Source organism: Chelativorans sp. AA-79 (genome assembly GCF_029457495.1).
GTDB lineage: Bacteria > Pseudomonadota > Alphaproteobacteria > Rhizobiales > Rhizobiaceae > Chelativorans.
In genome coordinates this window covers 541,136-562,027 of sequence record NZ_CP120361.1, presented here as the reverse complement: position 1 = coordinate 562,027, position 20,892 = coordinate 541,136, and the positions used below count along the sequence as shown (strand labels likewise).

The following is a 20,892-nucleotide window of genomic DNA, read 5'->3' as shown; positions in this document are numbered from 1 at the left end:
ACGTGGTAAGCCCCCGCCGATGAGCCGATTTTCCATCCTGCTCGGCGGTGACATCCGCCTCACACCCCGTCTTCTGGCGCAGGTCGCCGGCACGCGCGCGATCGCCGCCGATTCCGGCATGCGCCATGCCGATGCGCTCGGCCTTGCGCCCGAACTGTGGCTCGGCGATTTCGATTCGGTTCCAGAGGACATGAGCGAAGCCTTTCCGGAGGTGGCACGCGAGGTCTTTCCAATCGAGAAGGACAAGACCGATGGCGAACTTGCCATCGACGCAGCCCTCCACCTCGGCGCCACCTCGCTCATCCTCGTCGGCGCCTTTGGCGGGGCAAGACCCGATCATGCGCATCTCCACCTCGCGCAGGCCGTACACCTGGCGGAAACGGGGATTCCGACGTTGCTTTCGAGCGGAAGCCAGGAAGGGCGGCTGCTCGTGACGGGGGAGCGCCATGCCTTCGACTTGGAAGATGGGACGCTGTTCAGCATCCTTGCCTTCACGGACCTTTCGGGCCTCACGGTGGAAGGCGCGAAGTGGCCGCTCCGTGCGGTTGATGTCCCCTTCGGTTCCTCCCTTGTCCTCTCCAATGTCGTGCGTGGAGAACTCACCGTGACCCTGCGGCAGGGACGGGCGCTGCTTCTCGCCGACTTCTTTGCAGACGAGAAGGTGTAAAGTGGCGCCTCCCCTCCTGAAGCTCGACGACATTCGGCTCACCTTCGGTGGCACCCCGCTGCTGGACGGGGCATCCCTGATGGTCGCTCCCGGCGAGCGCATCGCCCTTGTCGGCCGCAACGGCTCCGGCAAGTCGACCCTGCTCAAGATCGCCGCCGGCCTCGTGGAGGCGCAGGACGGCGAGGTGTTCCGCCAGCCCACGGCCACCATGCGCTATCTGCCGCAGGCGCCTGACTGGCAAGGCTTCTCCACCGTGCGCGCCTATGTCGAAGCGGGGCTGGGACCGGCCGACGACGTCAACCGTGTGGCGCTCGTGCTGGACCGGCTGGGGCTTACCGGCGAGGAGACGCCTGCCTCCCTTTCGGGCGGAGAGGCGCGCCGCGCCGCGCTTGCCCGCGTGCTTGCACCCGAGCCGGACGTCCTGCTCCTGGACGAGCCGACCAACCACCTGGACCTCGCCACGATCGAGTGGCTGGAGGACGAATTGCAGCGTTCCTCCTCGGCCGCCGTGATCATCTCGCATGACCGCCGTTTCCTCGAAAATGCAAGCCGCGCCACGGTCTGGCTCGACCGCGGCACCACGCGGCGGCTGGACAAGGGCTTTTCCCATTTCGAGGACTGGCGCGACAAGCTGCTCGAGGAGGAGGAGCGCGAGCAGCAGAAGCTCGGGCGCCAGATCGCGCGCGAGGAGCATTGGCTGCGATACGGCGTGACGGCGCGCCGCAAGCGCAATGTGCGCCGGCTGTCCGATCTGCAGACGCTGCGCGCGCGCCACCGCGGGCACCGGGGCGTGGAGGGTCTCGCCACGATGACGGCCAGCGATGCGGCCCTTTCCGGCAAGCTGGTGATCGAAGCGAAAGGCCTTGCGAAGAGCTTCGGCGAGCTTGCGGTGGTGAAAGATTTCTCCACCCGGATCCTGCGCGGAGACCGCGTAGGCCTCGTCGGACCGAACGGCGCGGGCAAGACGACCCTGCTCAAGCTCTTGACCGGCGCCCTCGAACTCGACGCGGGCATGGTACGGCTGGGCGCCAATCTGGAGATCGCCACGCTCGACCAGAACCGTGCCGCGCTCGATCCGGACGAGACCCTCGCCCATTTCCTGACCGACGGCCGCGGCGAGAGCGTGGTGGTCAACGGGCAGGAGCGGCATGTGGTCTCCTACATGAAGGACTTCCTGTTCAAGCCCGAACAGGCCCGCACACCGGTGCGCGAGCTTTCCGGCGGCGAGCGGGCAAGGCTCGTGCTCGCCCGCCTCCTCTCGCGCCCCGCGAACCTGCTGGTGCTGGACGAGCCGACCAACGATCTCGACATGGAGACCCTCGATCTCCTGCAGGAGCTGGTGGAAGGCTTTCCGGGCACGGTCATCCTCGTCAGCCACGACCGCGATTTCCTGGACCGCACGGTGACGAGCACCATCGCGCCGGCCGGCGACGGGCGCTGGATCGAATATGCGGGCGGCTATTCCGACATGATGGCGCAGCGCAAGGGCGAGGAGCTCGATCGCCGGAAATCGCGCCCTATGGAAGCGCCGCAGGCGAGGGTGCAGCCCCGCGGCGATCCGCAACGGCAGGTCACCAGGAAGCTCTCCTACAAGCAGAAATTCGCACTGGAGACCCTGCCTGAAAAGATCGAGGCGCTCGGCTCGGACATCGCGCGCCTCGAGGAGGAGCTGGCCGATCCTGCCCTTTATGCGCGCGACGCGGCCGCCTTCACCCGCTTCACGAAGGAACTCGACGACAAACGTGCCGAACGAGAGCGCCTCGAAGAAGAGTGGCTGGAGCTCGAAATGCTGCGCGAGGAGATCGAAGGCGGTTGAACTTGCCGCTATTTACCTGCTCTCGGCCCGTGCTATGCAGGTCGTGATTCATCTGCGGGGGTGGGCGGCGATGCTTTTCTTCTTTCGACCGATCGATGCTTGGGCGCTCGCTTCAGCAGTCGCGATTCTCTTCACGTGCGCCGATGGAGCCCTTGCGGCTGATATCGATGAGCTCGATGCGCTCTATCGGGAAGCCACGGTCATCACGGGCAAGTTCGAAAACGAGGTGCAGCGCGGGTTTGCGGAGTGCTTCGAACGGGTGCTGGTGAAGGTTTCCGGCGACACCGACCTCGCCGGCTCCCCCGCGGTGGTCGCGATGGCCGTTCGGGCGGAGGAATTCGTCGAGACCTACGAACTCCATGACCGGATGGCCGGCATCCCCGTCAATGACGAGCAGGGGACCCGCGACAGGCCTCATGTCCTGAGCGTCCAATTCTCCCCGGACGAGATCAACGAGGCCCTGCAGACATTGGGCAGCGAACCGTGGCTCGATCGCCCGCCGCTGACGCTTGCCGTCGCAATCGACAATGGGACGAACCGGTTCCTGCTGGCGCAGGACGCCCAATCCGGTGCCGATCAGCGCGAGGCGCTGGCGCAGCTTGGCGAGCGCTACGGCCTGGAGCTTGTCATCCCCGACAACAGCGCGCTCGCCGCGATCCCGATCGATTCGGCGACCTTCGACCTTCCCGAGTCCGACGAGGCGGAGGGGATACGAAAGGCGCTCGGCGCGGAGGCACTGCTGGCCGGCGTGCTGGTCTGGAACCAGGAGGCATTTCGCTGGTGGTCGCAATGGCGGCTCATCGGCGAGAATGCGGAGGAGCGCTGGGAGGCCGACAGCGTTTCCTTCGACACGGTGTTCCGCAATGTCCTGGAGACCGCGGTGCAGGAACTGTCCGGCACGGACGAGGAATAGTGTTCCTTCACGCGATGCTAACCCTCCCGGGCGAGACTGCCTCGACAACCAGCAGGATCGCCACGAATGAGCGAAGAGTTCCTCGTTTCAGCAAGACCCGACCTGCAGAAGGCCCGTGCCGACTGGCTCGCCTCCCTCGGGGATGAGCGGCGGCTGGCGCGGCTGACGCTCGAGGCTTATGAGCGTGACACGCGGCAATTCCTGCAGTTCCTGACGGGGCATCTCGGTGGCGCTCCCGGCATTTCCGATATCGCGCATCTGCGCCCTGCCGATCTCCGCGCCTTCCTGGCCGCGCGCCGGGCAAACGGCGCGGGCGCCCGCACGCTGGGCCGGGGCCTTGCCGGGATTCGCTCCTTCCTGCGCTATCTGGAAAGACGCGGTCTTGCCAACGCGGCCGGCGCGGGGGCGCTCAGGGCACCGAAGGCGCCCAAGGGACTGCCCAAGCCGCTCGCGGCGGCGGATGCGAGGCGCGTCGCCTCCGGCGAGGGCCAGCTCGCGGAGGAGCCGTGGATCGCCGCGCGCAACGCGGCCGTGCTCGCGCTGCTCTACGGCTCCGGGCTGCGCATCGGCGAGGCGCTCGGCCTCACCGGTGCGGATATCGCGGCGATCCGCAGCGGCTCGCTGCGAGTGGCCGGCAAGGGCGGGAAGACACGGATCGTCCCGGTGCTGCCGGTGGTGGGAGAAGCCGTTGCCGAATACCAGCGCCTCTGCCCATATCATCTGGCGGCAGAGGCAGCGCTTTTCCGCGGTGCGCACGGCAAGGCGCTGCAGCCCGCCATCATCCAGCGCGAGATGCGGAAGATGCGCTCGGCCCTCAACCTGCCCGACACGGCGACACCGCACGCGCTGCGCCATTCCTTCGCGACGCATCTGCTCGGCCGGGGCGGCGACCTGCGCGCGATTCAGGAGCTGCTGGGTCATGCGAGTCTTTCCACCACCCAGATCTATACGGCCGTGGACACATCGCGGCTTCTTGAGATCTACGAAAACGCCCATCCACGCGCGTGAGCGGCCAATTTCGCCTTGTTTCTCCGCTATCGCCTGACCGCATGAAGAATGATCGCCTTGCCCCCGGCCACCCGGCCCGGCCCTTGCTTACCACCCTCGCCGCTGCCCTGCTCCTCCTCTTCCTTGCGGCATTGCCGGCAGCCGGAAGGGCGGCGGAGGAAGCCGCCTGCACCGGCACGGACCTCGTGGCCGAGCTCGGAAGGGAGAATCCCGCCCTCCTGCGCCGCATCGAGACGGAAGCCGAAGCGATTCCCAATGGCGAGGGTCTCCTCTGGCGCGTGGAGGGCCGGGCAACCGCTCCGTCCTATCTGTTCGGCACGATGCACGTGACCGATCCGCGCGTGACCAAGCTGCCGGAAGCCGCGCAGAATGCCTTTGCCGAAGCGCGCAAGGTGGTGATCGAGACAACGGATATCCTGGACCGGCAGGCCATGATGGCGGCAATGCTGGAGAAGCCCGGACTGATGATGTTTCCCGAGGGCGAGAGCCTGACGGATCACCTCACGCCCGAGCAGCGGCAAACCGTGGAGGAGGCGCTGCAGAAGAGGGGCATGCCGCTCCAGAGCGTCATACGGATGAAACCCTGGATTCTCATCTCGCTCGTCTCGCTGCCCGAATGCGAGCTTCAGCGCCAGCAGAAGGGCACGCCGGTGCTCGATGCCAAGCTTGCCCAGGAGGCCGAGGCGGCGGGGAAGGACGTGACCGGCCTGGAGACGGTAACCGAGCAGCTCTCCGCCATGGCATCGCTGCCGCTGGACCTCCACATACAGGGCCTCGTCGGCACGCTCGATCTGGGGGAGCGCATGGACGACGTGATCGAGACCATGGTCGCGCTCTACATCAAGGGCGAGACGGGCATGTTCCGCCCGGCGCTCGGCGAGCTTCTCGAACTCGAAGGACAGGAAGAAGCGGATTATGCGGCCTTCGAGGAGCGGATGGTCAAGATGCGCAATCGCGTGATGGCGGAACGCGCCGTGCCGCTGCTGGAGGAAGGCGGTGCCTTCATCGCCGTCGGCGCCATGCACCTGCCGGGTGAAACCGGCCTGATCGAATTGCTGCGCGATGCCGGGTACCGCGTGAGCCGCGCGGAGTAGGCGTGCCTCACCATTGCCACGCCCGGTTTGCACCGTCTGGCCATTGTCAAAGAATTTGGGAAGCGGGGCGCACCGTTCGCGCCACAAAATTAAATAAGGCGCTCCCTTTGGCCCTCCGCTTTCGCTCCGGGCGTTCGTTCGCTCGAAAAGCCAAATCGTTGGCTTTTCGTCCGCTGCGCGGACCGCTCCTCACCCCCGCCGGAGTCTGTCCCGACCTCGGCCGATCACTCGGACCCTTCTCCTTCCCGGCTGCACCCGATGAAGGGGGTGGTCTCTGCCGGGCCGAAGGAGAGCCCTAGCGGCTTCTCCGCGGTTTCCGCGATGCCGTCTCTCACCAGCATCCGTTTTTCCGGAAACGGCGTCTCACACCCACCGCCCCGGCACCGCCGGCCTGTCGCGGGCCCTCGGATCCCCAGGTTCCGATCCTGGGGAGGAGGTTTCCGCCGCCCTCCCGAACACCCGGTGCGCATCCGGTTCCCGCGAGAGCGATGGGGCAAGAATAATACGGGCTGAGAGGGTGGGGAGAAAAAGAGTGCGATGAGCGAGTGGCGAAATAGAGAATAGCGAGTAGGAACAGAGGGTTGGCGTCGCAAAAAGATTTTGGAGGGGCGGATTTTATCCCCGCCTGGGACGGCGGCTGCGGTCCACTCGCACCCGAAGACGGAACCCTCCATCCCGATAGGACGTTTCGTCGCCAAGAGAAACGGAGAATGGTCCGATGGCTGATTACGACAGACCCAAAGACGCGCCGGGCACCGATCCAAGGGTCGATCCGGCCGGTACGCCGCCTCCCGTGAACCAGACGGTGGTTCGCGGCGGCGGCAGCGGCACCTTCATCGTCGTCGCCGTGATTGCGGCGATCCTCATCATTCTGTTCCTGGCCTTCGGCGGTTCCGAGTTCTTCGGAGGGGCTGATACCGCCGTGGCTCCGGAGGGTGAGGAGACCGTGATCGTGCCCGAGGGCGACGAGACCACAATAGCACCCGCTCCAGGCGGTGCGACGGGCGAAGCCCCGGCAGAGACCGCTCCCGCCACGCCGGATACGGGCGGCGGCGCCACCGGCGGCGATGCCGGCGGAACCGCGCCTGCTGCCCCTGAGGGCAGCACGACCGCGCCCGCCCCGAGCGAGCCGGCTCCGGCCGGGCAGTAGGACCCGAAGCTGCTGCAAACGAAGACGGCCGCGGACTCGTCCGCGGCCGTTCCTTCTCCTCCGCCGGGAGACGAATCAGCTGTGGATCGGCTTGTAGAAGGTGGCCAGCGCCGCCTCCTTGACCGCTTCGGACATGGTCGGATGGGCATGACAGGTGCGTGCCAGATCCTCCGACGACCCGCCGAACTCCATAAGCACCGCCGCCTCGTGGATCATCTCCCCGGCGCCGAAGCCCAGGATGTGGACACCCAGGACGCGGTCCGTCTTCTTGTCGGCAAGCACCTTCACGAAACCGTCCGTGTGCAGCATGGAGCGGGCGCGGCCATTGGCGCTGAAGGGGAATTTCCCGGCATTGTACTCGATGCCGGCTTTCTTCAGCTCCTCCTCGGTCTTGCCCACCGAAGCAACCTCGGGGCTCGTATAGACGACGGACGGGATGACCTCGTAGTTCACGTGACCCGCCTGGCCGGCGACGATCTCGGCCACGGCCACGCCCTCGTCCTCCGCCTTGTGGGCGAGCATGGGACCGGCGATCACGTCGCCGATGGCGTAGATGCCAGGCACGTTGGTGCGCAAATGCTCGTCGGTTTTCACGCGGCCGCGCTCGTCGACTTCGACCCCCGCCTCCTCGAGGCCGAGGCCCTCGGTGTAGGGTTTGCGGCCGGTGGCGACCAGCACGATATCCGCCTCGATCGTTTCGGCTTCGCCGCCCTTGGCCGGCTCGAAGGTCACGGATGCGCCGCCCTTCGTCTTGGAAACGCCGGTCACCTTGGCGCCCAGCTTGAACTCGAAGCCCTGCTTGGACAGCATGCGCTGGAACTGCCTGGCCACCTCGCCGTCCATGCCACCGAGAATGGTGTCGAGATATTCGACCACCGTCACCTTGGAGCCCAGCCGCGACCAGACGGAGCCGAGCTCCAGCCCGATCACGCCGCCGCCGACCACGACCATGCGCTCGGGCACCTTGGAAAGCTCTAGCGCGCCGGTGGAGGAGACCACGACCTTCTCGTCGAACTTCACCTCGACGCCGGGAATGCCGGCAACGTCCGAGCCCGTGGCGATGACGATGTTCTTCGTCTCCACCGTCTGGTCCTTGCCGTCCTCGCCGGTGACGAGGATCTTGCCCGCCCCGGCGATGCGCCCGGTGCCGCGGAAGACGTCGATCTTGTTCTTCTTGAAGAGGAAATCGAGACCCTTGACGTTCTGCTCGACCGTCCTGTCCTTGTGGGCGAGCATCTTCTTCAGCTCGAATTTCGGCGTGCCCACGTCGATGCCGAGATCGGCGAAGGAATGCCCGGCCTCCGCGAACATCTCCGTGGCGTGCAGCAGCGCCTTGGAAGGGATGCAGCCCACATTGACGCAGGTCCCGCCATGGTTCGGCCGCTTCTCCACGACAGCGGTCTTGAGGCCGAGCTGGGCGGCCTTGATGGCGCAGACATAGCCGCCGGGGCCGGTTCCGATCACGACGACATCATAGGTGTCGGGCATGGAAGTCCCTCACTTGCTTCTTGGGGAAAGGGAAAATCGTTTTCAGCTCTACTTGGCCGATGGAAAGTTTTGCGCCCCTTCGCACCCCCCTCTGTCCTGCCGGACATCTCCCCCTCAAGGGGGGAGACTGCACCGGCCGTTCACCGCGACACCTGTTCTGCAACTGTGACGGCTGGCGAAGGGGGTAATCCAGGCTGATCTCCCCCCTTGAGGGGGAGATGCCCGGCAGGGCAGAGGGGGGTAACCGCCCGGAGTGAAATCCTGAAACCATCTGTCCTAAAGATCGAGCACCAAGCGTTCGGGATCCTCGAGCACGTCCTTGATGCGGACAAGGAAGGTGACCGCCTCCTTGCCGTCGACGACGCGGTGATCGTAGGAGAGGGCGAGGTACATCATGGGGCGGACGACGATCTGCCCGCCGACGACCATCGGCCGCTCCTGGATCTTGTGCATGCCCAGGATGCCCGACTGCGGGGCATTGAGGATCGGCGTCGACATCAGCGAACCGTAGACGCCGCCATTGGAGATGGTGAAGGTGCCGCCCTGCATGTCGGCCAGCGCGAGCTTGCCGTCGCGGGCTTCCGCGCCCAGACGGCCGACCTCCTTTTCGATCTCGGCGATGCTCATGCGGTCGGCATCGCGCACCACGGGCACGACGAGGCCGCGGTCCGTGCCCACGGCCACGCCGATATGGCAGTAATTCTTGTAGACGATGTCCGCGCCGTCGATCTCGGCATTGACGGCCGGGATCTCCTTCAGCGCGTGGCAGACCGCCTTGGTGAAGAAGCCCATGAAGCCGAGCTTCACATTGTGCTTCTTCTCGAACAGGTCCTTGTACTTCTTGCGCAGGTCCATGACGGCCGTCATGTCCACCTCGTTGAAGGTGGTGAGCATGGCGGCCGTGTTCTGCGCATCCTTGAGGCGGCGCGCGATGGTCTGGCGCAGGCGCGTCATCTTCACACGCTCCTCGCGTGCCTCGTCCTCCGCTGCGGAAGGCGCGCGGGCAACTTTCGGCGTCTCGGCCGGCTGGCTGGGCGCGCCGCGCCCGCCGCGCTCGATAGCGCCCAGCACGTCGCCCTTGAGCACCTGCCCGTCCTTGCCGGAACCGGCGACATCGTCGCTCGAGAGCTTGTTCTCGGCCATGAGCTTGGCGGCGGAAGGTGCAGGCGGCCGCTTGCGCTCCTCGATCTGCGGCTCGCCGCCCACTTCCGCGGTCTTCTCGACGGCTTGCCCGGTGTCTTCGCTGCCGGCGGCACCCGCGGCCTGCGCCACGGCTTCCTCCTTCTCTTCCCGGGCGGGCGCCTGCCTGGCCGGCGCGGCAGCAGCGCCGCCCCCGCCGATGGAGCCGAGCAGCGCCCCGACCTCGACGGTCTCGCCTTCCTTGACGGAAATCTCCTGCAGCGTGCCGGCGGAAGGCGCAGGCACCTCCACCGTCACCTTGTCGGTCTCGAGCTCGACGAGGGGCTCGTCGACGGCGATCGCGTCGCCGACCTGCTTGAACCAGCGGCCGATGGTGGCCTCGGTAACGGATTCACCCAGAGTGGGAACGCGGATTTCAGTAGCCATGGTTCTGTTCCGTCGGTTCTTTTTGAGGTCGTTGCGTTCAGCCGCCCAGCGCGTCTTCGAGAAGCTGCGCGAGCTGCTCCAGATGCTTGGACATGAGGCCGGTGGCGGGCGAAGCGGAGGCCGGCCGGCCCGCATAGCGCACGCGCTTGTTCTTCGCTTCGATGTGCTGCAGCACCCATTCGAGATAGGGATCGATGAAAGACCAGGCGCCCATGTTCTTGGGCTCCTCCTGACACCAGACCATCTCCGCATTGCGGAAGCGTGACAGCTCCGTGATCAGTGCCTTGGCCGGGAACGGGTAGAGCTGTTCCACGCGCAGGAGATAGACATCGTTGACGCCGCGCTTCTCGCGCTCCTCGTAGAGGTCGTAATAGACCTTGCCGGAGCACATGACGACGCGTCGGATCTTCGAATCCTTGACGAGCTTGATCGGCTCGCCCGGCAAAGACTGCGCATCATCCCACAAAAGCCGGTGGAACGAGCTCTCGCCCGACAGTTCCGAAAGGGTCGAGACCGCCCGCTTGTGCCGCAGGAGCGACTTCGGCGTCATCAGGATGAGCGGCTTGCGGAAGTCGCGCTTCAGCTGCCGGCGCAGGGCGTGGAAGTAGTTGGCGGGGGTGGTGCAGTTCGCCACCTGCATGTTGTCCTCGGCGCACATCTGCAGGAAGCGCTCCAGGCGGGCGGAGGAGTGCTCCGGCCCCTGGCCCTCATAGCCGTGCGGCAGGAGGCAGACGAGGCCGGACATGCGCAGCCACTTGCGCTCGCCCGACGAGATGAACTGGTCGAACACCACCTGTGCGCCGTTGGCGAAATCGCCGAACTGGGCTTCCCAGAGCGTCAGCGCCCGCGGCTCGGCCAGTGAATATCCGTACTCGAAGCCCAGGACCGCCTCTTCCGAAAGCATCGAGTTGATGACCTCGTAATAGGCCTGCTGCGGTCCCAGATGGTTGAGCGGGATATACCGATTCTCGTCGCGCTGGTCGTAGAGCACGGAATGGCGCTGCGAGAAGGTGCCGCGCTCCGAATCCTGGCCGGAAAGGCGCACGGGATTGCCTTCGAGCAGGATCGAGCCGAAGGCCAGCGCCTCGGCCGTCGCCCAGTCGATCCCCTCGCCGGTCTCGATCATCTTCTTGCGGTTGTCCAGGAAGCGCCGGATGGTGCGGTGAACCTCGAAACCCTCAGGCACCTCCGTCAGCGTCTTGCCGATCTCTTTGAGCGTCTTCACCGGCACGGCGGTCTTGCCGCGGCGCTGCTCGTCCTCGTCATCGGCCTTCTTGAGGCCCGACCAGGCGCCATCGAGCCAGTCGGCCTTGTTGGGCTTGTAGGACTGCCCGGCCTCGAACTCCGCCTCGAGCGTCGAGCGCCACTCGGCCCGCATCTGGTCGATGTCGTCCTTGGTGACGAGGCCTTCCTCGACGAGCTTCTTCGAATAGATCTCGACCGTCGTGGGATGCGACCGGATCATCTTGTACATGATCGGCTGCGTGAACGCCGGCTCGTCGCCCTCATTGTGGCCGAAGCGGCGGTAGCAGAACATGTCGATGACGACCGGCTTGTGGAAGGCCATGCGGAACTCGGTGGCCACCTTGGCGGCATAGACCACCGCTTCCGGATCGTCGCCGTTCACGTGGAAGATCGGCGCCTCGATCATCTTCGCCACATCTGAAGGATAGGGCGAGGAGCGCGAGAAGCGCGGATTGGTGGTGAAGCCGATCTGGTTGTTGATGATGAAGTGCACCGTGCCGCCGACGCGGTGGCCGCGCAGCCCCGATAGCCCCAGGCATTCCGCGACGACGCCCTGGCCGGCGAAGGCGGCATCGCCGTGCAGGAGAAGCGGCATGACGCGGGCGCGCTCGGGAAGCGGCACCACCTCGTCACGCGTGCGGCCGTAAAGCTGGTCCTGCTTGGCGCGGGCCTTGCCCATCACCACCGGATCGACGATCTCCAGATGGGATGGATTGGCGGTCAGCGACAGGTGCACCTTGTTGCCGTCGAACTCCCGGTCGGAGGAGGCGCCGAGATGGTACTTCACGTCGCCCGAGCCCTCCACGTCGTCAGGGGCGATGGAGCCGCCCTTGAACTCGTGGAAGATGGCGCGGTGCGGCTTGCCCATGACCTGGGAGAGCACGTTGAGACGGCCGCGATGGGCCATGCCGAGCACGATCTCCTGGAGGCCCAACTGGCCGCCGCGCTTGATGATCTGCTCCAGCGCGGGGATGAGCGATTCGCTGCCGTCGAGGCCGAAGCGCTTGGTGCCCTTATACTTGACGTCGATGAACTGCTCGAAGCCTTCCGCCTCGATCAGCTTCTGCAGGATCGCCTTCTTGCCGTTGGCGGTGAAGGCCACGCCCTTGTCCGGCCCCTCGATGCGCTCCTGGATCCAGGCCTTCTCCTCGGGGTTGGAGATGTGCATGAATTCCACGCCGAGCGTGGAGCAGTAGGTGCGCTTCAGGATCGCCAGCATGTCCCGGATGGTGGCGGTCTCCAGCCCGAGCACGTTGTCGATGAAGATCGGCCGGTCGAAATCCGCCTCCGTGAAGCCGTAGGCCTCGGGCGAAAGCTCGTTGTAGTCCTCGAGCGGGTTGGCGATGCCGAGCGGATCGAGATTGGCGTGCAGGTGCCCGCGCATGCGGTAGGCACGGATCATCATGATGGCGCGGACGGAATCACGCGTGGCGCGGTGCACCTCGGCTTCCGAGAGGGCCACGCCGCCTTCGGCCGCCTTCTTCCTGAGCTTGAGGTCGATGTCTCCTTCGAGCGCCGCCCAATTGCCGTCGAGCGCGGAGACCAGTTCGCCATTGACGGTGAGCGGCCAGTCCTTCTTCTTCCAGGAGGCGCCCTCCGCGCTCTTCTTCACGTCCGCGGCGTTATCCTTGAGCTGGCTGAAGAAGGCGCGCCAGTCATCGCTGACCGAGCCCGGATCGCTTTCATAGGATGCGTAGAGATCCTCGATATAAGCGGCGTTGCCGCCGTAGAGGAACGAGGTGATGGAAAAATCGTCGTTGGCCTGGTTCTGCCGTGCCATCTTTATCTCGAAGCTTTTGGCTTCGTCTCCTGTTCAGAGCGAGTAGGGAGTAGCGAATAGCGAGCAGGGATTTCCTCTCGCGCATCCGCCGATCCTGTACGTCCCTATTCGCTACTCCCCTATTCGCTACTCGCTAACCCTTGATCGCCTCGACCAAGGTTTTTCCGAGCCGGGCCGGAGAGGGCGACACCTTGATGCCCGCCCGCTCCATGGCCGCGATCTTGTCTTCCGCGCCGCCCTTGCCGCCGGAGATCACCGCGCCCGCATGGCCCATGGTGCGGCCCTTGGGCGCCGTGCGGCCGGCGATGAAGCCAGTCATCGGCTTCTTGCGGCCGCGCTTGGCCTCGTCGAGCAGGAACTGCGCGGCATCCTCTTCCGCCGAGCCGCCGATCTCGCCGATCATGATGATGGATTTCGTCTCGTCGTCGGCCAGGAACATCTCCAGGACATCGATGAATTCGGTGCCCTTCACCGGATCGCCGCCGATGCCGACGGCCGTGGTCTGGCCGAGGCCTTCATTGGTGGTCTGGAACACCGCCTCGTAGGTAAGCGTGCCCGAGCGTGAAACAACACCCACCGAGCCCTTCTTGAAGATGTTGCCCGGCATGATGCCGATCTTGCACTCCTCGGGCGTGAGCACGCCCGGGCAGTTCGGCCCGACGAGGCGGGACTTCGACTTTTCGAGCTTCGCCTTCACATGCACCATGTCCATCACCGGGATGCCCTCGGTAATGCAGACGATGAGCGGGATCTCCGCCTCGATCGCCTCGACGATCGCGGCGGCGGCCCCTGCAGGCGGCACATAGATGACGGAAGCGTCGGCGCCCGTCTTCTCCTTGCCTTCCGCGACAGTGGCGAAGATCGGCAATTCGGCGGCGCTGTCGAGGCCGCTGCGCCAGATATCGCCACCCTTCTTCGGATGGACCCCGCCGACCATCTTGGTGCCGTAATAAGCAAGCGCCTGCTCCGTATGGAAAGTGCCGGTCTTGCCCGTCAGCCCCTGGACGAGGACCTTGGTGTCTTTGTTGACGAGAATGGACATTCTATCTCCTACAGACGCTTCAGCTCGGTGACGGTGAGGTCACTTTCGGCATTGCCGGTATTGAGGGTCGTGGCGGGTTCGAACATCAGCACCACCGGTTCCCTGGTCAGAGAACGCGGACGGTGCTCCACCGCCCGCGGCACGACGAGGAACTCGCCCTCGTCGAGTTCGACGGAGCCGTCCCGGAAATCGATCGCGATCCGCCCGCGCAGAACGAGGAACGCCTCGTCCTCCTTCTCGTGAGCATGCCAGTCGAAGACCTCGCCGAACTTGGCGACCTTCGCCTGGGATTCGTTCACATCGCCGGCCACGTGCGGGTCGAATACCTTCTGAATTTGGCGGTCCGCCGCTTCCAGCAGGTTGATCTTCCGGGGCGGCATGGAGTCAGGCTCCCTTCACCGCCGCCACGATCTTCTTGGCCGCGTCGTCGAGGTCGTCGGCGGGAGTCACGTCGAGGCCGCTCTCGGCGAGGATCTTCTTGCCGAGATCGACATTGGTGCCTTCGAGACGAACGACGAGCGGGACCTTGAGGCCGACTTCCTTCACGGCGGCCACCACACCTTCCGCGATCACGTCGCAGCGCATGATGCCGCCGAAGATGTTGACCAGGATGCCCTTCACGTTCGGGTCGGCGGTGATGATCTTGAAGGCGGCCGTCACCTTCTCCTTGGACGCGCCGCCCCCCACATCGAGGAAGTTGGCGGGCTCGGCGCCATAGAGTTTGATGATGTCCATGGTCGCCATGGCAAGGCCGGCGCCGTTCACCATGCAGCCGATATCGCCGTCCAGCGCCACATAGGAGAGGTCGTATCTGGAGGCCTCGATCTCCTTGGCGTCTTCCTCCGTCGTGTCGCGCAGCGCGACGACGTCCTCGTGGCGGAAGAGCGCGTTGTTGTCGAAGGAGACCTTGGCGTCGAGCACGCGCAGGCGGCCGTTCTCCATCACGATCAGCGGGTTGATCTCGAGCAGGCTCATGTCCTTCTCGGTGAAGGCTTTGTAGAGCGTCGGGAACAGCGCCTCGCCGTCCCTGGCCGCCTCGCCATCGAGCTCGAGCGCTGCATTGATCTTGGCTACATCCTCCGCCGTCACGCCCTTTTCGGGATCGACGGCGAGAGTCAGGATCTTGTCCGGCGTCTCCTCCGCCACGGCCTCGATGTCCATGCCGCCCTCGGTGGAGACGACGAAGGCGGGCCGGCCGACCGTGCGGTCGATGAGGATCGAGAGATAGAGCTCGCGGGCGATGTCGGCGCCGTCCTCGACATAAAGGCGGTTCACCTGCCTGCCCCCGGGACCGGTCTGCTTGGTGACCAGCGTATTGCCGAGCATCTCCTTGACATTGGCCACCACGTCCTCGACGGACCTGGCGAGCCGCACGCCGCCCTTGGCGTCGGGGCCGAGTTCCTTGAACTTGCCCTTGCCGCGCCCGCCGGCATGGATCTGGCTCTTCACCACATAGAGCGGTCCGGGCAGTCTTTTTGCGGCGGCCTCCGCCTCATCGGGCGTGAACACCGCCACGCCCTGCGCGACCGGTGCGCCGTAACCCTTCAGGAGTTCCTTGGCCTGATATTCATGGATGTTCATGTCGAAGAGCTCCTACTTTTTCAGGGCCGGCGCGATTTCTGCACAGGCCGTGCACAGGCCCTCGACGGCGCCCACCGAACTTTCGAACATCTTTTGCTCGGTCTTGTTCAGGTCGATCTCGATGATGCGCTCCACACCACCGGCGCCGATCACCACCGGCACGCCCAGATAGAGGTCCTTCACGCCGTACTGGCCGGAGACATGCGCTGCACAGGGAAGCACGCGCTTCTTGTCCTTGAGAAAGGCCTCCGCCATGGCGATGGCCGCGGAGGCCGGCGCGTAGAAGGCCGAGCCGGTCTTGAGGAGGCCGACGATCTCCGCGCCCCCGTCGCGCGTGCGCTGCACGATTTGGTCGATCTTCTCCTGCGTGGTCCAGCCCATCTTCACGAGGTCCGGAATGGGGATGCCGGCAACGGTGGAATAGCGCGTCAGCGGCACCATGGAATCGCCGTGGCCGCCGAGCACGAAGGCCGTCACGTCCTCCACGGAAACCTTGAACTCCTCCGCAAGGAAGTAGCGGAAGCGGGCCGAATCGAGCACGCCCGCCATGCCCACCACGTGGCTCTTGGGCATGCCGGAGAACTTCTGCAACGCCCATACCATGGCGTCGAGCGGATTGGTGATGCAGATCACGAAGGCGTTGGGCGCATACTTCCTGATGCCGGCGCCCACCTGCTCCATCACCTTCAGATTGATGCCCAGGAGGTCGTCTCGGCTCATGCCCGGCTTGCGCGGCACGCCAGCCGTCACGATGCAGACATCCGCGCCCTCGATCGCCGCATAGTCGTTCGCGCCCAGATATTTCGCGTCGAAGCCTTCGACCGGGGAGGATTCGGCGATGTCGAGGCTCTTGCCCTGCGGAATGCCTTCGGCGATGTCGAACAGGACGACGTCACCCAGTTCCTTCAGGCCGACCAGATGGGCAAGCGTGCCGCCGATCATGCCCGAACCGATGAGAGCGATTTTGTTGCGAGCCATGTTTTGAGAATCCCCTTTTCAGACGCGCCGGCCGCACGAGCAGAGGCCGACAGATTGCGAGGGCTGGAGCCGGAAGAAGGCCCTGAAAATCCCGCTTGCCATAATGCCGCAGGCGTAAAAATTCAACCGATTCTTTTGACCCCAGTGTTTTCAATCGTTTAGATCATTCGGGATTTACGTAAACGTAATCGCCAACCTTATCGGGCCGCGGAAACCTCCGGCTCCGGCGCATTCAGTGCCCATTCGCGGCTCTGCATCTCGACAAGCCGCGAGGCGGTTCTGTCGAACTCGAATTTCTCCGTTCCGGAGGCGGCCCGGTAGAGCGCCTCCGGTGCCGCTTCGGCGGAGAGGAACACCCGCGTGCGGCTGTCATAGAGCGTGTCGACAAGCAGGATGAAGCGTTTGGCCTCGTTCCGTCGCGAAAGGTCCATCGCCGGCACGTGGTCGATGAAGACCGTGTCGAAGCGCTGAGCGATGGCGAGATAGTCGCGCGCGCCGAGCGGTTTGCTGCACAGATCGGCGAAGTCGAAGCGTGCCGCGCGGCCGGCGGCCTTCGGCACCGCCACGCTCCGCCCCTTGACCGTCAGGGTCTCCTCGTGCCCTTCCCGGCCGCCTGCGGCCGCTTCCCACGCTTCGTCCATCGTGCGATCGGCCTCGGGGCCCAGCGGCGTGAGATAGACCGGAAGGCGACTGAGCTTCTCCAGCCTGTAGTCGGTGCCGGCGTCGAGATGCATGATCTTGGCATGCCGCTTCAGGACGTCGATGAAGGGCTCGAACAGGCCGCGGTTGAGGCCGTCACGGTAAAGATCGTCCGGCGCCACGTTCGAGGTCGCCACCAGCACCACGCCTTCGGCGAACAGGGCGGAGAAAAGGCGGGAAAGGATCATCGCGTCGGCGATGTCGGTCACGGAGAACTCGTCGAAGCACAGCACCCACGCCTCGCTCGCGAGGGCCGCGGCGACCGGAGGGATCGGGTCCGTCTCGCGCGTTTCCCCGTTCTTGAGCGCGGCACGGTGGGCGGCGATACGGTCATGCACGTCGGCCATGAAAGCGTTGAAATGGACGCGCCTTTTCCCCCGCACCGGCACGAGTTCGAAGAAGAGGTCCATGAGCATGGTCTTGCCGCGCCCGACCCCCCCATAAAGATAGAGCCCGGTAACGGGCTCCCTGTTTCTCCTGCCTTTGGCGAAAAGCCAGCCCAGCGCGCTGGACTTGCGGGCGAGCCGACGCTCCGCGATGCGCGAGATCAGGCCGTCGAGCGCGACCGCGACCTTCTCCTGCTGCTCGTCACGGGACACGGCTCCCGTCTCGACCATATGCGCGTAGCGCCGCGCAACGGAAGGATGGGTTTCTACGTCACGCAGGGACATGAGACGGGCCGAAGAACCTTTCGTTCCATGGAAGGCGGGCGCGACGCGCCCGCACGCCGCTTTCAGCGGGAAAGCGAGATCGACGAGCCGCCCGTCGTCTGGCCGCTATAGCTGCCTGCCCCGGTGGAATTAAGGCGAGCGATCGTGTTGCCGCCTTCATCATAGACGACGACTTGATTGCCGGCGACATCCCAGGCCCGCATATTGGCAAGCTCGTTGGAACAGCCGCGCGTACCGCCGCGGGACGAATTGCCGTATTTGGTGAGCGTCAGGAACATCTGGCAGGTCGAGCCGCCCGTGTTGACGCTCCACGAGCCGAGCAGGCTGTTCTTCTCGATGGGCGCGGCGGAGGCGGCTGCGGCCTGGCCGGCCGGATCGACGGCAGCCATCTCGGTTCCCGTCTGGCCGGGAGCGGGCGGGAACCCGCCTGCACCGGGCTGTGCGGGCGGAGGAAGCTGGCTGCCGGTCACGGTGCCGGAGGGCGCCGCGGGCAGCGGTTGCGGCGCGCGCGCTGGCACCGGGTTGAGCCGCTCCGACTGGCAGCCGGCCAAGGCAAGCGCCAGAAGCGAAATCGCAAAAACTCCGGTTTTCGAACTCGGCATTCCTCTCTCCGTTTTGGGCCTACCCAATGACGCCCTGACTGGTCCATCCAGGCGAGATCAGGAAGCTATCACATCCATCTATGGTTAAGAACCGGTTTCAAAGTGGAAATTTGCCTTGCCGCCCGTGATGGAGGAACCGGCGGCGGGAGGGCGCGTTAACACTTCGGTTTCAACCGGAGAGGTTTCTGATGCTTGAGTGGATACTCATTCTTTTGATCGTAGCAGCCGTTGCCGGCCTGCTCGGCTTGAATTCGCTTGCAGGCGTGGCGATGACGGGCGTCAAGATCCTGATCGGCATCGTGCTCGTGCTCTTCCTGCTGGCCGTACTCGGCGTCTTCGCGATTGCCTGACTTAGACCCCGCGCCATCTGGTAATTTCCGCCGCTATCCGCCATATAGGCCCCGAACCCCGAAGGGATTGGAGCCTTATGGCCGGACAGGCGTCATTCGCGAAGATGAACGGGCTCGGCAATGCGATCATCGTTGCCGATATGCGCGGCCGTGCGGGCCGCGTGAACCCGGACGCCGCGCGCGCGCTCGCTGCCGACCCGGCCACACATTTCGACCAGATCATGGCGATCCACGATCCGCGCCTACCGGGCACGGACAGTTATGTCGAGATCATCAATTCCGACGGCAGCCAGGCGCAGGCCTGCGGCAACGGCATGCGCTGCGTGGTGCAGGCGCTTGCCGCCGAGACCGGACGGCGGGCCTTTACGTTCCAGACCGTGGCGGGCGTGCTGACGGCGGAAGAGCACGAAACCGGTCTGATCTCGGTCGACATGGGCAAGCCCTGCTTCGGCTGGCAGGAGATTCCGCTTGCCGAGGAGTTCCGCGACACGCGCAAGATCGAGTTGCAGGTGGGTCCGATCGACGCGCCCGTGCTGCATTCGCCCTCCGTGGCCTCGATGGGCAACCCGCACGCCATATTCTGGGTCGAGGACGATCCCTACTCCTATGATCTGGAGCGTTTCGGGCCGATGCTCGAAAACCATCCGATCTTCCCGGAGCGCGCCAACATCACCGTCGCCCGCGTGGATTCGCCCGGGGAACTCACCATGCGCACCTGGGAGCGCGGCGCGGGGCTGACACTCGCCTGCGGCTCTGCCGCCTGCGCGGCCGCCGTCTCGGCCGCCCGCACCGGCCGCACGGGCCGGCGCGTGACCGTGAACCTGCCGGGCGGGCCGCTTCAGATCTTCTGGCGCGACGACGACCACGTGATGATGACCGGGCCTGCGGAGTGGGAGTTTTCCGGCCGCTTCGACCCCGAGACGGGAGCGTGGGAGCGCGAGACGGCAGGGGTGGCCTGATGGCGGTCGACGTCCTCACCTTCGGCTGCCGGCTCAACGCCTACGAATCCGAGGTGATCAAGCGGGAGGCCGACGCCGCGGGGCTTTCCGCGCTCCAAGGCGGCGCGGTGATCGTCAACACCTGCGCGGTGACGGCGGAGGCCGTGCGCCAGGCCCGGCAGGCGATCCGCAAGGCGCGCCGCGAGCACCCTGAGGCGCGCATCATCGTCACCGGCTGCGCGGCGCAGACGGAGCCCGGCACTTTCGGCGCGATGGACGAAGTGGACCTCGTGCTGGGCAATGAGGAGAAGCTGAAGGCAAACAGCTACCGCGCCCTGCCCGATTTCGGCATCAACCGGTTCGAGAAGGTGCGCGTCAACGACATCATGGAGGTGCGCGAGACCGCCTCGCACATGGTGGACGCCATCGAGGGCCGCGCCCGCGCCTTCGTGCAGGTGCAGAACGGCTGCGACCACCGCTGCACCTTCTGCATCATCCCTTACGGCCGCGGCAATTCCCGTTCCGTGCCCATGGGCGCAGTGGTTGACCAGGTGCGCCGGCTTGTGGAGAACGGCTATGCCGAGGTGGTGCTGACGGGCGTGGACCTGACCAGCTACGGTGCCGACCTGCCGGGAACGCCGAAGCTTGGCCGGCTGGTGCGAACGATCCTGCGGCAGGTGCCGGAGCTGAGACGGCTGCGCCTCTCCTCCATCGATTCCATCGAGGCGGATGCGGACTTGATGGCGGCGCTTGCCGAGGAGGAGCGGCTGATGCCGCATCTGCATCTTTCGCTCCAGGCCGGAGACGACATGGTCCTGAAACGCATGAAGCGGCGGCATCTGCGCGCCGATTCCATCCGCTTCTGCGAAGAGGTGCGGCGGCTCAGGCCCGACGTGGTCTTCGGCGCGGACATCATCGCCGGCTTCCCGACCGAGACGGAGGAGATGTTCGAGAACTCGCTCCGGATCGTGGAGGAGTGCGGGCTGACGCATCTTCACGTGTTCCCCTTCTCGCCCCGCGAGGGCACGCCGGCCGCCCGCATGCCGCAGGTGGCGCGCGATATGGTGAAGGAACGTGCCGCACGCCTGCGTGCCGCCGGTGACGCCGCCTACCAAAGGCATCTGGTGAGCCTCGGCGGAACGCGCCAGCGCATCCTGATCGAGCGCGACGGGCTCGGCCGCACGGAAGGCTTCACGCTTGCCGCGATCGAGACAGGCCGGCCTGGCGAGATCGTGGAAGCCTTCGTCACCGGCCACGACGGCGAGCGGTTGACGGCAACCATCCGCGAAGCGGCTTGAGGATTT

General features: G+C 65.5%; 18 protein-coding genes. 9 read left to right on the top strand and 9 right to left on the bottom strand.

What is annotated here, in order from left to right:
- The first annotated feature begins 19 nt into the window (after window positions 1-19).
- From PVE73_RS02765 to PVE73_RS02740, 6 genes are all read left to right on the top strand, one after another.
- The gene (locus PVE73_RS02765; RefSeq protein ID WP_277365479.1) at window positions 20-667 is read left to right on the top strand and encodes a thiamine diphosphokinase; all 648 of its coding nucleotides are present in this window, start codon (window positions 20-22) and stop codon (window positions 665-667) included.
- A gap of 1 nt (window position 668) precedes the next feature.
- Window positions 669-2,483, top strand: a complete 1,815-nt coding sequence (locus PVE73_RS02760) for an ATP-binding cassette domain-containing protein (protein WP_277365478.1) — start codon at window positions 669-671, stop codon at window positions 2,481-2,483.
- 70 nt (window positions 2,484-2,553) lie between these two features.
- Window positions 2,554-3,396: a DUF2066 domain-containing protein gene (locus PVE73_RS02755; RefSeq protein ID WP_277365477.1), complete on the top strand. Its 843-nt coding sequence runs from the start codon at window positions 2,554-2,556 to the stop codon at window positions 3,394-3,396.
- A gap of 66 nt (window positions 3,397-3,462) precedes the next feature.
- Complete coding sequence (locus tag PVE73_RS02750; RefSeq protein WP_277365476.1) at window positions 3,463-4,404, top strand: tyrosine recombinase XerC; 942 nt, start codon at window positions 3,463-3,465, stop codon at window positions 4,402-4,404.
- Window positions 4,405-4,445: 41 nt separating this feature from the next.
- Window positions 4,446-5,498, top strand: a complete 1,053-nt coding sequence (locus PVE73_RS02745) for a TraB/GumN family protein (RefSeq protein WP_277365475.1) — start codon at window positions 4,446-4,448, stop codon at window positions 5,496-5,498.
- Between the two features lie 718 nt (window positions 5,499-6,216).
- Entirely contained in the window at window positions 6,217-6,648 is a 432-nt protein-coding gene (locus PVE73_RS02740) for a hypothetical protein (RefSeq protein WP_277365474.1), read from the top strand.
- Window positions 6,649-6,723: 75 nt separating this feature from the next.
- Here PVE73_RS02740 and lpdA read toward each other — a convergent pair whose 3' ends face one another.
- The 9 genes from lpdA to PVE73_RS02695 form a co-directional block, all read right to left on the bottom strand.
- Window positions 6,724-8,136 (bottom strand): dihydrolipoyl dehydrogenase, encoded by a 1,413-nt coding sequence (lpdA, locus tag PVE73_RS02735; RefSeq protein ID WP_277365473.1) that lies wholly within the window; start codon window positions 8,134-8,136, stop codon window positions 6,724-6,726.
- A gap of 276 nt (window positions 8,137-8,412) precedes the next feature.
- Window positions 8,413-9,702 carry a 2-oxoglutarate dehydrogenase complex dihydrolipoyllysine-residue succinyltransferase gene (gene odhB, locus PVE73_RS02730; protein WP_277365472.1) on the bottom strand — a complete coding sequence of 430 codons (1,290 nt, stop codon included), beginning with the start codon at window positions 9,700-9,702 and terminating at the stop codon, window positions 8,413-8,415.
- A gap of 37 nt (window positions 9,703-9,739) precedes the next feature.
- Window positions 9,740-12,727, bottom strand: coding sequence for a 2-oxoglutarate dehydrogenase E1 component (locus PVE73_RS02725; RefSeq protein WP_277365471.1), 2,988 nt, complete (start codon window positions 12,725-12,727; stop codon window positions 9,740-9,742).
- 133 nt (window positions 12,728-12,860) lie between these two features.
- The gene (gene sucD / locus PVE73_RS02720; protein ID WP_277365470.1) at window positions 12,861-13,769 is read right to left on the bottom strand and encodes a succinate--CoA ligase subunit alpha; all 909 of its coding nucleotides are present in this window, start codon (window positions 13,767-13,769) and stop codon (window positions 12,861-12,863) included.
- 8 nt (window positions 13,770-13,777) lie between these two features.
- Window positions 13,778-14,149, bottom strand: a complete 372-nt coding sequence (locus PVE73_RS02715; RefSeq protein WP_277365469.1) for a cupin domain-containing protein — start codon at window positions 14,147-14,149, stop codon at window positions 13,778-13,780.
- 4 nt (window positions 14,150-14,153) lie between these two features.
- Window positions 14,154-15,350 carry an ADP-forming succinate--CoA ligase subunit beta gene (gene sucC / locus PVE73_RS02710; RefSeq protein ID WP_277365468.1) on the bottom strand — a complete coding sequence of 399 codons (1,197 nt, stop codon included), beginning with the start codon at window positions 15,348-15,350 and terminating at the stop codon, window positions 14,154-14,156.
- Window positions 15,351-15,362: 12 nt separating this feature from the next.
- The gene (mdh, locus tag PVE73_RS02705) at window positions 15,363-16,328 is read right to left on the bottom strand and encodes a malate dehydrogenase (RefSeq protein WP_277365467.1); all 966 of its coding nucleotides are present in this window, start codon (window positions 16,326-16,328) and stop codon (window positions 15,363-15,365) included.
- Between the two features lie 197 nt (window positions 16,329-16,525).
- On the bottom strand, window positions 16,526-17,698 hold the full coding sequence (gene zapE, locus PVE73_RS02700) for a cell division protein ZapE (protein ID WP_277365466.1): 1,173 nt from the start codon (window positions 17,696-17,698) through the stop codon (window positions 16,526-16,528).
- A gap of 62 nt (window positions 17,699-17,760) precedes the next feature.
- Window positions 17,761-18,300, bottom strand: coding sequence for a protease inhibitor Inh/omp19 family protein (locus tag PVE73_RS02695; protein WP_277365465.1), 540 nt, complete (start codon window positions 18,298-18,300; stop codon window positions 17,761-17,763).
- A 188-nt stretch (window positions 18,301-18,488) separates the two neighbouring features.
- Here PVE73_RS02695 and PVE73_RS02690 point away from each other — a divergent pair, with 188 nt between their 5' ends.
- The 3 genes from PVE73_RS02690 to mtaB all read left to right on the top strand — a co-directional run bounded on the left by PVE73_RS02690 (window position 18,489) and on the right by mtaB (window position 20,886).
- The gene (locus tag PVE73_RS02690; RefSeq protein ID WP_277365464.1) at window positions 18,489-18,650 is read left to right on the top strand and encodes a DUF1328 family protein; all 162 of its coding nucleotides are present in this window, start codon (window positions 18,489-18,491) and stop codon (window positions 18,648-18,650) included.
- 77 nt (window positions 18,651-18,727) lie between these two features.
- Window positions 18,728-19,609, top strand: a complete 882-nt coding sequence (dapF, locus tag PVE73_RS02685; protein WP_277365463.1) for a diaminopimelate epimerase — start codon at window positions 18,728-18,730, stop codon at window positions 19,607-19,609.
- The gene (mtaB, locus tag PVE73_RS02680) at window positions 19,609-20,886 is read left to right on the top strand and encodes a tRNA (N(6)-L-threonylcarbamoyladenosine(37)-C(2))-methylthiotransferase MtaB (protein ID WP_277365462.1); all 1,278 of its coding nucleotides are present in this window, start codon (window positions 19,609-19,611) and stop codon (window positions 20,884-20,886) included. Before dapF ends, mtaB begins: the two co-directional genes overlap by 1 nt.
- The last annotated feature ends 6 nt before the right edge of the window (window positions 20,887-20,892 follow it).

Coding starts and splice junctions, on each gene's coding strand:
- PVE73_RS02765 (WP_277365479.1), top strand. CDS start 20: ATGAGCCGATTTTCCATCCTGCTCGGCGGTGACATCCGCCTCACACCC.
- PVE73_RS02755 (WP_277365477.1), top strand. CDS start 2,554: ATGCTTTTCTTCTTTCGACCGATCGATGCTTGGGCGCTCGCTTCAGCA.
- PVE73_RS02750 (WP_277365476.1), top strand. CDS start 3,463: ATGAGCGAAGAGTTCCTCGTTTCAGCAAGACCCGACCTGCAGAAGGCC.
- PVE73_RS02745 (WP_277365475.1), top strand. CDS start 4,446: ATGAAGAATGATCGCCTTGCCCCCGGCCACCCGGCCCGGCCCTTGCTT.
- PVE73_RS02740 (WP_277365474.1), top strand. CDS start 6,217: ATGGCTGATTACGACAGACCCAAAGACGCGCCGGGCACCGATCCAAGG.
- lpdA (WP_277365473.1), bottom strand. CDS start 8,136: ATGCCCGACACCTATGATGTCGTCGTGATCGGAACCGGCCCCGGCGGC.
- odhB (WP_277365472.1), bottom strand. CDS start 9,702: ATGGCTACTGAAATCCGCGTTCCCACTCTGGGTGAATCCGTTACCGAG.
- PVE73_RS02725 (WP_277365471.1), bottom strand. CDS start 12,727: ATGGCACGGCAGAACCAGGCCAACGACGATTTTTCCATCACCTCGTTC.
- sucD (WP_277365470.1), bottom strand. CDS start 13,769: ATGTCCATTCTCGTCAACAAAGACACCAAGGTCCTCGTCCAGGGGCTG.
- PVE73_RS02715 (WP_277365469.1), bottom strand. CDS start 14,149: ATGCCGCCCCGGAAGATCAACCTGCTGGAAGCGGCGGACCGCCAAATT.
- sucC (WP_277365468.1), bottom strand. CDS start 15,350: ATGAACATCCATGAATATCAGGCCAAGGAACTCCTGAAGGGTTACGGC.
- mdh (WP_277365467.1), bottom strand. CDS start 16,328: ATGGCTCGCAACAAAATCGCTCTCATCGGTTCGGGCATGATCGGCGGC.
- zapE (WP_277365466.1), bottom strand. CDS start 17,698: ATGTCCCTGCGTGACGTAGAAACCCATCCTTCCGTTGCGCGGCGCTAC.
- PVE73_RS02695 (WP_277365465.1), bottom strand. CDS start 18,300: ATGCCGAGTTCGAAAACCGGAGTTTTTGCGATTTCGCTTCTGGCGCTT.
- PVE73_RS02690 (WP_277365464.1), top strand. CDS start 18,489: ATGCTTGAGTGGATACTCATTCTTTTGATCGTAGCAGCCGTTGCCGGC.
- dapF (WP_277365463.1), top strand. CDS start 18,728: ATGGCCGGACAGGCGTCATTCGCGAAGATGAACGGGCTCGGCAATGCG.
- mtaB (WP_277365462.1), top strand. CDS start 19,609: ATGGCGGTCGACGTCCTCACCTTCGGCTGCCGGCTCAACGCCTACGAA.